The following is a 13,662-nucleotide window of genomic DNA, read 5'->3' on the forward strand; positions in this document are numbered from 1 at the left end:
ATGGTATATGTGGCTAGCGATGAACGGTATGAAGTTATGCAATACAACCGCTCTGGCAGATCGGGACTGAAGCTTCCGGCGATATCACTGGGACTCTGGCATAACTTTGGCGGGATCGACACTTATGAGAATGGCCGGGAGATGATTACCCGTTCGTTTGATCTCGGCATTACCCATTTTGATCTGGCTAATAATTATGGCCCGCCCGCAGGCTCGGCAGAGGAACTGTTCGGCAAGGTGCTCGCCCGTGACCTTTTCCCCTACCGTGATGAGATGGTGATCTCTACTAAGGCGGGATATTACATGTGGCCAGGACCCTATGGGGAATGGGGTTCACGCAAATATATGCTGTCCAGTCTGGATCAGAGCCTGAAACGGCTGGGACTGGACTATGTCGACATTTTCTATTCTCACCGTCCGGACCCGGAGACACCACTGGAAGAAACGATGGGCGCGCTGGATTATGCCGTGCGGTCAGGCAAAGCGCTATATATCGGATTATCTAACTACACGGCGGAGCAGACCGTGGAGGCGATCAGCATTCTGAAGGGTCTCGGCACTCCGCTCCTGATACATCAGCCGAGGTATTCGATGCTGGACCGCTGGATCGAAGGTGGATTGCAGGATGTGCTGGAAGAGAACGGTGTCGGCAGCATTGCGTTTACTCCGCTGGCCCAGGGCCTGCTGACCAATAAATATTTGAATGGTATCCCTGAGGATTCAAGAGCGGCCGGTCCGTCCACCGCGCTGAATGAAAGCCGGATTACGCCAGAGGTGCAGCGCAAAATCCGCGCCCTTAACCAGATGGCTGTCACGCGCGGCCAAAGTCTGGCCCAGTTTGCGCTCCTCTGGACACTTCGCGGCGGCAAAGTGACCTCTGCACTGATTGGCGCAAGCCGGGTGAGCCAGATCGAAGAGAACATCGCCGCGTTGACCCATGCAGACTTTACCCAGGAGGAGTTGGATCGGATCGAGACCATCCTCAAAACAGAGAGTGATGTGTAAGCTTCGCATCCACTACATGTATGGCCTCCATATGCATCCCGTTTAGGGGCCTATTGCTGCACAGCCCGCTTCCTGACCGGAAGACGGGCTGTTGCTGTAGTTGGACAATTAGGAATAGGGCATAACCTGGGAAAGGGATAGGACATAACCTAGGGAATAGAGGGGGATGAAGTGGGGGGTGAATCGGACTGTGGGGACGTTATTTCAGGGAGAAACATCCAAAATTTACACAAACGGACCGTATAGCCGTTATTTTATCTGAAAAGTGGCAGAACACGCGCAATATTGGAAAATAACGCCTCTGAGGTCCAAATTTGTGTAAAAGACAGGTGGATCAGCGTAATAGTGGCTATGGAGTCGGTTTGCAGCATGTTATCTCCGGAGGGATAAGGGGTTAACTAATCAGCTTGATACCGTGTGGCAGCGCATCGCACAATACGGTGAGAGGGTTCAGCGCGTGCCACGGCAAGGTGCACAGAATTCAGCAGGTGCCGGTGGACTGAGATCAACGCGGCTAGCGCGAGCCGCAGTGTCTTATTGGGTTCAGGATGGTGTACAGAATTCTGGCCCCAATACAACAGATCTCAAGGCTGCTGCTTCTCCCCGGGTCTGGACGTTGAGATGCGGTAAGCGGTTGGGGACTGGGCACAGAAGCGTTTGAACTGGCGGGAGAAATACAAGGCATCCGTCAGTCCAACGGATGCTGCAACCTGCTCTACGGATAATTCTGGACGTTCCCGCAGCAGCTGGCGCGATTTCTCGATGCGCAGCTTAAGCAGATAGGTCACCGGCGAGAGACCGGTCTCCTGCTTGAAGATCCGCGACAGGTAAGCGCGGTTATAGCCGAGGCTGCCGCACATTTGCTCAATCGAGACCGGGTGAGCATATTGGGAAGCCATATAGTGGATCATCTGCTTCACGGTGCGCTTGACCTGTGATTCCGCCCCCGACAGCCTGGAGGAGGAGATATGCCGCTCAGCGGCTTCTCCGACGATCAGATACAGATAGCCGAGTGAAGTCAGGTGGGCGCTCTCCTTATTGGCGTAAAACGCCTGCATCATCCCGGCCATCGCGGCGGGGATGACACTGCCTTCGGCGGTGGAGAGCACCGGCTTCTGCGGCGTGAAGCCGGTCTGGAGCACAAGCGCGTCGGCTTCCGCGCCGGTGAAAGCGGCCCAGCGGTAGCGCCAGGGCTGCTTCTCGTCCGAGAGATAGCTGACCAGCTGGCCGGGATGGATCAGGAAGCAGTCGCCTTGTCCCAGCTCATATTTGCGCTGCTCGGTGCGGAAGGTCCCGGAGCCGGATTCAATGAAGTGAAGCAGGTAATAGTCATAGATTTTTGGACCGGCCTGGTGCAGCGGCAAGGTCTGGCTTTCGCCGGCAAACAGTACATGCAGATTTTGCTTATCATAATAGACGGGATTTGACCCTACGGAATAAGTATGTTTCACGAAGAAGCTTCCTTTCTGGAGTTAACGCTGTCACCGCTTTGGGAACGGGTAATCGCTGGAAATGCCCGTCCTCCGATTATAACACGGAAGTCACATTTATCCATGCATTGCACACATGATTGCATTATCAGGGCAAGTCTGATTTTATTATAATATAACCATGAAGACAGCAAGACTGATTCCAAGTTGAAGCAAGAGCAGCGAAAGGATGGAGTGGCACTAATGAGCATACAGGAACTTAACAGCAAATTTATTGAGAAGTATGGGGAGAGCACCGAAGAGGCACGCGTCTTCTACGCACCGGGCCGTGTCAATCTTATTGGAGAGCATCTGGATTACAATGGAGGTTATGTACTGCCGGCAGCGCTGGAGTTCGGAACTACACTGATTGTACGCCCGCGCAGCGACGGCAAGGTTCAATTCGCATCGACGAATCTTCCTTACGAAGCGTCCATGGACTACAGCGAAATCGGCAAGGCCAAAACAGGGGAATGGATCGATTATCCGGTTGGCGTCATGGTGGAATTGGCAAAGAAAGATCTTCCGGTTTCCGGCGGCTATGATCTCTTGTTTCACGGTGATATTCCGAACGGTTCGGGCCTTTCTTCCTCCGCTTCCATTGAGGTGGTTACCGGCTTCGCGTTCCTGACACTGCTGGGCGGGGATACGGATACAGTAGAAATTGCGCTGCTGTCCCAGCGTGCGGAGAACCAGTATGTCGGCGTAAACTCCGGAATTATGGACCAGTTTGCCGTAGCCAACGGCAAGCGTGATCACGCGATTCTGCTGATGTGCGATACGCTGGAGTATAACCTGATTCCATTTGTGACCGGCGCCTACAAGCTGGTGATCAGCAACACGAACAAGAAGAGAGGTCTCGTGGATTCCAAATACAATGAACGCCGCAGCCAGTGTGACGAAGCATTGTCCATTTTGAAGCAGGAGGTTCCTTCCCTGTCTTACCTTGCAGAGCTGAAACCTCAGCAATTCGAAATCCATCAGCACAAAATTACAGATGAAACCGTCAGACGCCGCGCCCGCCATGTAGTGGAAGAGAACCAGCGTGTGCTTGACTCGGTTGAAGTACTGAAGAACAATGACCTGAAGCAGTTTGGTCAATATATGAATGACTCCCATGTCTCGCTTCGCGATCTGTATGAAGTAAGCTGCGAGGAGCTGGACATTATGGTTGAGGAAGCGCAGCGGATTCCCGGAACCCTTGGCTCGCGGATGACCGGTGCGGGATTCGGCGGCTGTACGGTATCACTGGTGCATGAGGATGATGTCGAACGCTTTATCCGTGAAGTTGGTGAAGCCTATACGACCAGATCCGGTCTAGTCGGCGAGTTCTACGTATGCGGTATCGGTAATGGTGTGGAAGAATTGAAAGGAGTGAAGTAAGATGGCGATTTTGGTAACAGGTGGAGCGGGGTATATCGGTTCTCATACAGTAGCTGAGCTGCTGGAGCGGGGCGAGGAAGTTGTGGTTATCGACAATTTGCTGACAGGCCACCGTGAGGCGCTGCTGGGCGGCAAGCTATATGAAGGTGACCTCCGGGACAAGGCACTGCTGGCCAAGCTGTTTTCGGAGAACAAGATTGAAGCGGTGATCCATTTTGCCGCAAGCTCGCTGGTGGGCGAGAGCATGAAGGACCCGGTCAAATACTATGACAACAACGTATATGGTACACAATGTCTGCTGGAAGCGATGCAGCATGCAGGTGTGGACAAAATCGTCTTCTCCTCCACGGCCGCAACCTACGGCGAACCGGAAAAGGTGCCGATCGAGGAAACCGACCGCACAGAGCCGGCGAATGTGTACGGTGAAACCAAACTGACCATGGAACGCATGATGGCCTGGTTTGACAAGGTGCTCGGCATCAAATACGTGGCATTGCGCTACTTCAATGCTGCAGGGGCGCATGCCAGCGGCAAGATTGGCGAAGACCACCGTCCGGAGAGCCATCTGCTTCCGCTGGTGCTGCAAACCGCGCTGAAGCAGCGGGAGAGCATTGCTGTCTTCGGCGAAGACTATCCGACCGAAGACGGAACCTGCGTCCGCGACTATATCCATGTCAGCGATTTGGCTGACGCCCACGTCCGGGCGGTCAACTATCTGCGCAGCGGCAGTGCAAGCAATATCTTCAACCTTGGCAACGGCCTCGGCTTCTCGGTCAAACAAGTGATCGAAACTGCCAAGAAGGTGACCGGGCTGGACATTCCGGTTGTCATTCAAGAGCGTCGTGCCGGCGATCCCGCTGTGCTGGTAGCTTCTTCTGACAAAGCCCGCTCCATTCTCGGCTGGACTCCGCAGCATGCGGATCTTGAGGATATTATTCAGAGCGCCTGGAACTGGCATTCAGCGAATCCGCAAGGATACGGAGAAGAATAACTCCTGGCTGTCCGGGGTAGTCGGGCATTCTATTGAACCAGCTGCCCCCCAAAAAAAGGACGCAGACAACTCGCTACACCACATTAAGGAGAATTTAAATGCCTAACGATATTAATACCGCTCCGGCCGGAGAGAAGGCGCTGCATGCCATCGAACAGCTTGTGCTGTTTGCGCTGAACCAGGAACTGATCCAGCCTGCCGATGTTGACTATAGCCGCAATGAGCTGCTGGACCAGTTCGGCTTCAGTGAGCCGTATGCCCTTGAATTCAGTGAAACACCGCTTGAGAGCCCGCAGGAACCGCTGGACATTCTGATTGATTATGGCTTCGAAACCGGATTGATCCCGGAGAATACCGATACGTACCGTGATCTGCTGGATGCGAAGATTATGGGCTTGCTGATGGCACGGCCATCTGAAGTCAATGCCCAATTCTTTAGCCTCTCGGCAGAGAAGGGCATTGAGGCGGCAACCGACCGCTTTTACAAATTAAGCATTGATTCCAACTATATCCGCATGGACCGGATTTCGAAGAATGTGCTCTGGCTGCAGGAATCACCATACGGGGATATCGAAATGACGATTAACCTGTCCAAACCCGAGAAGAACCCGAAGGAAATCGCCATGGCCCGGCTGCTCCCTCCGCCGGTCTATCCGAAATGCCTGCTCTGCCGCGAAAATGTGGGTTATGCCGGACGTTTGAATCACCCGCCGCGCCAGAACCTGCGTGTAATTCCGCTGAAGCTGAACAATGAGAATTGGTTCTTACAATACTCGCCGTATGTGTACTATAACGAGCATTGCATCGTATTCCACCACGATCATGTGCCGATGAAGCTGACCAAGGAGTCGCTGAAGCGTCTGCTCAGCTTTGTGGAAGCTTTCCCGCATTATTTTATTGGCTCGAACGCCGATCTGCCGATTGTCGGCGGGTCGATTCTGACCCATGATCATTTCCAGGGCGGACGCCATACCTTCCCGATCCAGAAAGCACCGAAAGAGCAGACGTTCACCCATGCCTCCTACCCGGGCGTCAGCCTCAGCATCGTGAAGTGGCCGATGTCGGTCCTGCGTTTGCATGGAGCGGACCCAGCAGTGCTGCTGGAATGCGGCAACGATCTCTATGAAGCCTGGAAATCCTACAGCGATCCTGAGGCTGAGGTATTGGCTTTCAGTGAAGTTGACGGTGTGGAAACCCCTCATAATACCGTTACTCCAATCGTGCGGCGGGCGGAAGACGGCGGCTTCGAGCTGGATCTGGTGCTGCGCAACAACCGGACCAGCGGGGAATTCCCCGAAGGGATATTCCACCCGCACCGGGAGATGCACCATATCAAGAAGGAGAACATCGGCCTGATTGAGGTTATGGGTCTGGCTATTCTGCCGGGACGACTGAAGGAAGAACTGGATGCTGTCGCAGGCGTGCTTGCCGGAGATCTCCCGCTACTGGCTGCCGTGAAGAGTGAAGCTGATCACGCGCTTGCACAGCATGCCTCGTGGATACAAGAGCTGGCCGAACGCTTCGGCACAGGTCACAACCACGAAGAGGCTGTCAAAATCGTGCAGAATGAGGTCGGTATCAAGTTCACCCATATCCTGGAGCATGCCGGGGTCTACAAACGGACACCGGAAGGACAAGCCGCTTTCCGCCGGTTTGTGCAGAGCTTCGGAGCCCTATAAATAACTGAATGTTAGTATTATGTCCCCGGCCATGCAGGTTTGGGGGCTTTTCTTATACAGTTCGTTCAGCTTGGCGTGATACGGGGAGCCGCTGTGATTTGAATGACGCACGCCGGAGGTCTATAATATGAAATTGCATCACATTCATCAACTAATGGAGGTTTACCCATATGCGCAAGTTTGAATTTTATAATCCTACCAAGCTGATTTTTGGACAAGGAACATTGCAGGCTTTGAAGACCGAAGTCCCGAAATTCGGTAAGAACGTATTGCTGATGTACGGCGGCGGCAGCATCAAACGCAGCGGTTTGTACGATAATGTGCTGGCTGAGCTGAATTCCATCGGGGCTGTCGTGACCGAACTGGCCGGAGTCGAGCCGAACCCGCGTCTGTCCACTGTACATAAAGGTGTGGCATTGTGCCGGGAGCACAACATTGAGCTGATCCTTGCCGTAGGCGGGGGCAGCGTACTGGACTGTGCAAAGGCAGTTGCGGTAGGCGCGAAATATGAAGGGGATATGTGGGACTTTGTGGAACGCAAGGCTGCTCCGCAAGCCGCGTTGCCGCTGGGCACAGTGCTGACGATGGCGGCTACGGGTTCCGAGATGAACAACGGCTCTGTCATCAGCAACGAAGTCACCCAGGAAAAAATGGGTTGGGGCAGTGTGCATGCCTTCCCGGCATTTTCCATCCTTGATCCCGAGAACACCTTCACTTTGCCGCGTGACCAGACCGTTTACGGCATGGTAGATATTATGTCGCATGTTCTGGAGCATTATTTCCATACCGACGGTAACACGCCTGTACAGGACGGTTTCTGTGAGACGCTGCTGCGCACCGTTATTGAAACGGCACCGAAGCTGATCGGGGACCTGAACAATTACGAGCTGCGCGAAACGATTATGTACTGCGGCACAATGGCTCTGAACGGCATGGTCAGCATGGGCTTCGCCGGAGACTGGGCAACACACAACATCGAGCATGCCGTATCAGCAGTCTACGATATCCCGCATGGCGGCGGTTTGGCTATTCTCTTCCCGCAATGGATGAAGTACAACCTCAGTACGAACCCAGCCCGCTTCCGCCAGCTGGCCGTGAACGTATTCGGCATTGATCCGGCCGGCAAAAGCGATGAAGAAGCCGGTCTTGAAGGCATTGAAGCACTGCGCCGCTTCTGGGATTCCATCGGTGCGCCGAAGACCCTTGGCGACTATGATATCAATGACAACGAAATCGGAAATATGGCTGACAAAGCGGTGCGTTTCGGACCGTTCGGTAATTTCCGCAAGCTGGAGCGTGAGGATGTTGTAGAAATTTATACAATGGCGCTGTAAGAACGCCATCATAAAGGAGCTGCAGAACTGCAGCTCCGGGCAGGAAATCAAGCCGTTCCCGGTAATGGGGACGGCTTTTTTGCATAAACTGTTGGCATAGGCCGGCTTGGGTTCAAGGCTGCTTCCACGATACAATATTGAGATAATCATCCAAGTTTGTGAAACCAAGGACATGGTTTGAACGTTTATACTAGTATGACAGTCCGGAACTATAGACGGGAGGAGAAAATAATGCAAACGCTGTATTTGGGCTGTTTGGCGCTCGGCGTCATTTTTGCCGTAGTCAGCGTAATTGTGGGAGATCTGATCGGCAATGTTTTGGACGGGATATTTGATGTAGCTTCCTTTGATTTCCTGAACCCTGCTGTGCTGGCCGGGGGAGTCACCGTATTTGGCGGAGCAGGTATTCTGCTCACGCGTTACAGCAGGCTGGAAGATGGCGCTGTTCTTGCCTTGTCCTTGCTGATCGCAGCCTTTATGGGGGTGGTTCTTTACTTGGGAGTCGTCAAACCGATGGACAAAAGCGAGATGTCAAACGGATTCTCCATGAGCGAGCTGCCTGGCAAGATCGGAGAAATTACCGTTCCTATTCCGGCACAGGGCTATGGCGAAATCATGGTGAAGTTCGGCGCAGGCAACAGCCTGCATACGGCAGCCAGCTTTGAGCAGCTTTCCCTCCCGGCCGGGATTAAGGTTGTAGTGGTAGAGGTCCGGGAAGGTGTTGCGCTGGTAACTGAATTTGAAGAGAGAAAAGGAGTGGATTCTTAATGTTAGGGTTAGACATTCCAGATTATTTGTTTATTCCTATTGTGGTTGTAGCGGTTCTACTGGTGCTTGGGATTGCGTTCTGGGCGCGTTACAAGACGGTCGGACCCGATGAAGGAATGATTGTCACCGGTTCCTTTCTCGGCAGCAATCATATCTCAGATGATGGCTCGGGCCGTAAAATCAAGATAGTCCGCGGGGGCGGGGCGTTCATTCTGCCTGTCTTCCAGAAGGCCGAGTTCATGTCTCTGCTCTCGCATAAGCTCGATGTGACGACACCGGAGGTATACACTGAGCAAGGGGTGCCGGTTATCGCCGACGGTGTGGCTATTATCAAGGTAGGCAGTTCTACAGAAGATGTGGCAACGGCAGCCGAACAGTTCATGGGCAAGCCGATAGAAGGGCTGAAGAGCGAGGCGCAGGAAGTGCTTGAAGGGCATCTGCGGGCGATTCTCGGGTCAATGACCGTGGAAGAGGTTTACCGCAACCGTGACCGGTTTGCCCAGGAGGTTCAGGGCGTAGCAGCGCGCGATCTTAAGAAGATGGGACTGCAGATTGTCTCCTTCACCATCAAAGATGTGCGCGACAAGCATGGATACTTGGAAGCTCTAGGTAAACCGCGGATTGCTGCAGTGAAGCGGGATGCGGAAATCGCTGAAGCGGAAGCGCTGCGGGATGCGCGGATCCAGAAGGCAAACGCCGAGGAGCAAGGGCAGAAGGCTGAACTGCTGCGGGATACGAACATCGCCGAAGCCTCCAAGGACAATCAGCTGAAGGTTGCAGCCTTTAAACGGGATCAGGATACAGCCAAGGCGGAAGCCGATCAGGCTTATCACATCCAGGAGGCACGCGCCAAGCAGACGGTGGTGGAAGAGCAGATGAAGGTCGAACTGGTTCGCAAGGAACGCGAGATCGACCTGCAATCCAAAGAAATTCAGGTGCGCGAGAAGCAGTATGATGCGGAAGTGAAGAAGAAAGCGGAAGCCGACCGCTACGCAGTGGAACAGGCGGCGGAAGCCGATAAGGCCAAGCGGATGCGCGAAGCCGATGCCTTGCAGTACAGCATTGAGACCCAGGCGAAGGCAACATCCGAGCAGAAACGCCTGGAAGGCCAGGCAACAGCCGACGCAGAGCTGGCTAAAGGTAAAGCGGAGTCCGAAGTTATCCGCCTGCGCGGCCTCGCAGAAGCAGAAGCCAAAGAGAAGCTGGCCGAAGCGTTCCAGAAATTCGGCGAAGCTGCCGTGCTCGACATCATCGTGAAGATGCTGCCTGAACTGGCTGGTAAAATTGCCGAGCCGCTGGCATCCATCGACAAGCTCACTGTGGTGGATACGGGCAACGGTGAAGGAGCGGCCCGGGTCAGCAATTATGTGACCCAGCTGATGTCGACGGCACCGGAAATGCTGAAGAGTGTCTCGGGAATTGATGTAGAGGCGTTGATAAAAGGTTTGACTAAAGGAAAAACGGGAACTCCGGACCACAGACCGGCAGTATCGGTTGCACCTGCGGTACCGGTAGTACCTGCAGTGCCAGTGGTTCCAACTGATAAACTTGAAGGATAATGCGGGATAACTCAAGGTATGACAGGCGCAATTGCCTGTCATACCTTGAATTTTATGGAGAGAGGGGAACTTCGCATGGAGCTGCTCTTGGATAACATCCGTAAGAGCTTCGGAGATAAACAAGTACTCAAAGGCATTGACTACACTTTTGAAAAAGGCAAGATTTACGGTCTGCTGGGCCGCAACGGTGCCGGTAAAACCTCGCTGTTCAACTGCTTGAGCGGGGAGATCGGAATGGACAGCGGCGGGGCTTTTTTACGGGAAAACGACGTGAGCAGTCCGCTCCGCGAGGCGGATATCGGGTATGTATTTTCTTTGCCCATCCTGCCGGAATTTCTTACAGGCTATGAGTTTGTGAAATTCTATATGGATATCAACCGCGACAAGATTGAACCTGGCAAAAACATCGAAGACTACTTCGACATTATCCGGATTGAGCAGGAGGACCGCCACCGGCTGATCAAAGGGTATTCTCATGGCATGAAGAACAAGATCCAAATGCTCTGCTTTATCATTACACGTCCGCCCTTGATATTGCTGGACGAACCATTGACTTCTTTTGACGTTGTGGTGGCACTGGAGATCAAAAAGCTGCTGCGGGAGATGAAGCAGGATCATATCATTATTTTCTCCACCCATATTTTGCAGCTTGCAGCCGACTTGTGCGACGAGCTCGTTATCCTGAATAACGGGACACTCCAGGAGATTCCTGCCGACACCCTGCACAGTCCGGAATTCGAGGAGAGAATCATAACCTTGCTAAAGGATGAGGGCAGCAATGATTAAGACGCTGAACACCATACTGGATATCAGGGGCGCATCCGGGGCGAACCGGCTGATCTATTATCTCCAGCGGTTGCCGGTAATTGGGAAGATGGCTAAGAATGACTTGTATTCCCGGACAGGACTCAAAAAGACGCTGACTGTAATCGTGCTTATTCTGAAGATAATATGGGGCTTTCTGACCAAATTCGCTTACTTGGGAATTGTAGTCTATTGGCCGGTGATCACAATCGGCAAGGAACTGACGACTGCTGAACAGTATCAGCTCTATCTGCAAGTGCTGGTCATAATCAGTTGCGTCGTAGCGGCAGTTTCAAATGCGGTCATCCTGGAACCGAAGCGGGACAAATATATTTGTGTGAAGCTGATGCGGCTGCCTGCTGATCAGTACATGCACGCTACTCTGTCGCTTCGGACCTTCAGTTTCTTTGTTTACTATATACCGGCCATGTGCCTCTTCGCTTCATTGCTGCAGGCTCCGGTCTGGCAGGGAGTGCTGCTTGCCCTGCTGTTAACTGCCTGGCGCTTGGGCAGTGAGGCGCTGCATTTATGGCTTTTCGACCGTACAGACATTGTGCTTGTCAAAAAAACAGGGTGGGTGTGGACCGTCATAGGCATAGGATTTCCGCTTGCCTATGCTCTGCTGTATGCAAAAGAGTCCTTCGTGGACAGCGCTGCGTTGTTCAACCTGCCGGCGGGTTTAGCCATTGCGGCTATAGGAGTGGTTGCCGCCGTTTATATTGCACGTTATCCCCGTTACCGCAGCGCGGTTGATGCCGTGAGCAAAATAGACGATCCGCTGCTGGATATGGGGCGTATGATGAAGGAGTCGAGAGTGAAGGATGTCGAGACGAAAGAAAAGGACTTTTCAGCGGAACAGCTGAGTCCCGGCCAATTTCAGGGGAAAAGCGGCTATGCTTACCTGAATGCGATCTTTTTCTCCCGGCATAAACGTTTTTTAATACAGCCGATTCAGCGGCGTATGCTCATCATTGGCGTATTGTTCGCAGCCGGATTGCTGTCGATGATGGTCTCACCGGCAATGTTTACCAAGATGTCACATTTTTTAATCGGCAGCCTTTCTTATTTTGTATTTATTATGAATTTTACCTCGATCGGTGAGAAGGTCTGCAAAGCGATGTTTTACAACTGCGACCTTAGTCTGCTGCGGTATGGATTCTATCGGGAACGGACGGCGGTGCTGAGCAATTTCCGGATTCGGCTGCTGAGAATAACCGCTCTGAATTTGATTCCGGCCGGAGCTATTTGTATAGCTGTGAATCTGCTCATTCTACTTTCGGATGAAAACTGGGGGATTGCGGATGCAGCTGGTTTCTGCGGGGCTATCCTCGGCCTATCCCTGTTCTTCTCCGTGCATCACTTGTTCATGTATTATATTTTCCAGCCTTACAGCACAGAGCTGAATTTGAAGAACCCGTTCTTCACCATTGTCAACAGCATTGTCTTGGCTGCAACCATTGTGTGCCTCCGCTTGGAGAGCACTCCGGCTTATTTTGCAGGAATGGTACTGTTGACCACGGTAGCCTACATGACCATTGCCCTATTCCTGGTCTATAAATACTCGGGCAGAACCTTCCGGGTAAAATGATCCAGCCTCTTCCACATTCGAAATCTTGATGTTATGGCGGTAGCCAAGTATAATCTACACATGCTGTCAAGTTATGCAGCTGCCGCAGCGGCAAAGGTATTCAGAATTCAAAGAGGTGTAAGCAGTGAGCAGCATAACAGTGGCTAAGGTACTCAATAACAATGTGATTATTGCCGAGCATCCCCAATACGCCGAGGTTGTGGTGATCGGCAAGGGCATAGGCTTTAACCGGAAAATACGTGACCGGATCAGTCTGTCTTCTGTGGAGAAGATGTTTATTCTCCGCAGCCAGGAGGAACAGGAGCAATACAAGCAGCTCGTTCCGCAGGTGGACGAGAAGCTGATCGAGGTAGTTCAGGAGATTGTATTGCATATCATGCAGAGCAGCCGCCAACCGCTGAATGAACATATTCATATTGCACTCACTGACCATATTTCATTTGCCATCCGCCGTCATGAACAAGATATCGCCATACATAATCCGTTTCTGTACGAAACCAGGGAAATTTACCCTGAGGAATACAGTCTGGCCGAATATGCGGTCGGGCGGATCAATCAGGCGATGGGGGTAACGTTGCCTTTTGATGAGATCGGTTTTGTCGCTTTGCATATTGTAAGCGCATTGAGCAACCGTCATATCTCCGAGGTGAAGCAGCATTCCGTGCTGATCGGTGACCTCGTGGGGCTGGTGGAGGATAATCTGAGTTATCATGTTCCGCGGGATTCCCTGGATTATTCCCGGCTGGTCACTCACCTGCGTTTTGTTCTGGAAAGACTGCGCCGTGGTGAGAGTGTGCGGGAGACTTCTTCTCTGGACGGGTTAATGAAGCGCGAATATCCTGAAATGTACATGCTGGCCTGGAAGCTGACTAAGGTCATTGAGCAGCGGGTGCGTATTCCGGTATATCCGGCTGAAGTGAGCTATCTGACTATTCATCTGCAGCGTCTGGCCCAGAAGAAAGAGGATGAAGAGGATATGGAGCAGCATGAGGGTTGAAATGAACCCCTTACAAAAACATGCTTGCAACTTCAAAAAATCGGTGCTACAATGTTCCCTGTTCCAATAAAACAGAATACCTACG

At 52.6% G+C, this 13,662-nt stretch carries 11 protein-coding genes; 10 read left to right on the forward strand and 1 reads right to left on the reverse strand.

All coding sequences use genetic code 11. The features are described from left to right. On the forward strand, positions 1–1,005 hold the full coding sequence (gene mgrA, locus NST99_RS08955) for an L-glyceraldehyde 3-phosphate reductase (RefSeq protein WP_341091157.1): 1,005 nt from the start codon (positions 1–3) through the stop codon (positions 1,003–1,005). Positions 1,006–1,589: 584 nt separating this feature from the next. Here the strand turns inward: mgrA and NST99_RS08960 are convergent. Continuing rightward, positions 1,590–2,456, reverse strand: a complete 867-nt coding sequence (locus NST99_RS08960; RefSeq protein WP_341091159.1) for an AraC family transcriptional regulator — start codon at positions 2,454–2,456, stop codon at positions 1,590–1,592. Between the two features lie 222 nt (positions 2,457–2,678). On the opposite strand from NST99_RS08960, the gene NST99_RS08965 reads away from it, so the two are divergent. The 9 genes from NST99_RS08965 (at position 2,679) to glcT (ending at position 13,577) form a co-directional block, all read left to right on the forward strand. Beyond that, positions 2,679–3,857: a galactokinase gene (locus tag NST99_RS08965; RefSeq protein WP_341091161.1), complete on the forward strand. Its 1,179-nt coding sequence runs from the start codon at positions 2,679–2,681 to the stop codon at positions 3,855–3,857. Between the two features lies 1 nt (position 3,858). Further along, complete coding sequence (gene galE / locus NST99_RS08970) at positions 3,859–4,848, forward strand: UDP-glucose 4-epimerase GalE (protein ID WP_076111435.1); 990 nt, start codon at positions 3,859–3,861, stop codon at positions 4,846–4,848. A gap of 98 nt (positions 4,849–4,946) precedes the next feature. Beyond that, entirely contained in the window at positions 4,947–6,527 is a 1,581-nt protein-coding gene (locus NST99_RS08975) for a UDP-glucose--hexose-1-phosphate uridylyltransferase (protein WP_341091162.1), read from the forward strand. Between the two features lie 170 nt (positions 6,528–6,697). Further along, on the forward strand, positions 6,698–7,861 hold the full coding sequence (locus NST99_RS08980; protein WP_341091163.1) for an iron-containing alcohol dehydrogenase: 1,164 nt from the start codon (positions 6,698–6,700) through the stop codon (positions 7,859–7,861). Positions 7,862–8,092: 231 nt separating this feature from the next. Further along, a complete protein-coding gene (locus tag NST99_RS08985) occupies positions 8,093–8,629 on the forward strand; it encodes a protease (protein ID WP_341091164.1) in 537 nt (178 codons plus the stop codon). After that, positions 8,629–10,188 carry a flotillin family protein gene (locus tag NST99_RS08990; RefSeq protein WP_341091165.1) on the forward strand — a complete coding sequence of 520 codons (1,560 nt, stop codon included), beginning with the start codon at positions 8,629–8,631 and terminating at the stop codon, positions 10,186–10,188. The genes NST99_RS08985 and NST99_RS08990 overlap by 1 nt, the downstream gene beginning before the upstream one ends. 75 nt (positions 10,189–10,263) lie before the next feature. Continuing rightward, positions 10,264–10,974, forward strand: coding sequence for an ABC transporter ATP-binding protein (locus NST99_RS08995; RefSeq protein ID WP_341091167.1), 711 nt, complete (start codon positions 10,264–10,266; stop codon positions 10,972–10,974). After that, entirely contained in the window at positions 10,967–12,580 is a 1,614-nt protein-coding gene (locus tag NST99_RS09000; protein ID WP_341091168.1) for a hypothetical protein, read from the forward strand. The genes NST99_RS08995 and NST99_RS09000 overlap by 8 nt, the downstream gene beginning before the upstream one ends. Before the next feature lie 124 nt (positions 12,581–12,704). Then, positions 12,705–13,577 carry a glucose PTS transporter transcription antiterminator GlcT gene (glcT, locus tag NST99_RS09005; RefSeq protein ID WP_340893829.1) on the forward strand — a complete coding sequence of 291 codons (873 nt, stop codon included), beginning with the start codon at positions 12,705–12,707 and terminating at the stop codon, positions 13,575–13,577. The last annotated feature ends 85 nt before the right edge of the window (positions 13,578–13,662 follow it).

This window comes from Paenibacillus sp. FSL L8-0470, from assembly GCF_038008625.1.
GTDB lineage: Bacteria > Bacillota > Bacilli > Paenibacillales > Paenibacillaceae > Paenibacillus_AQ.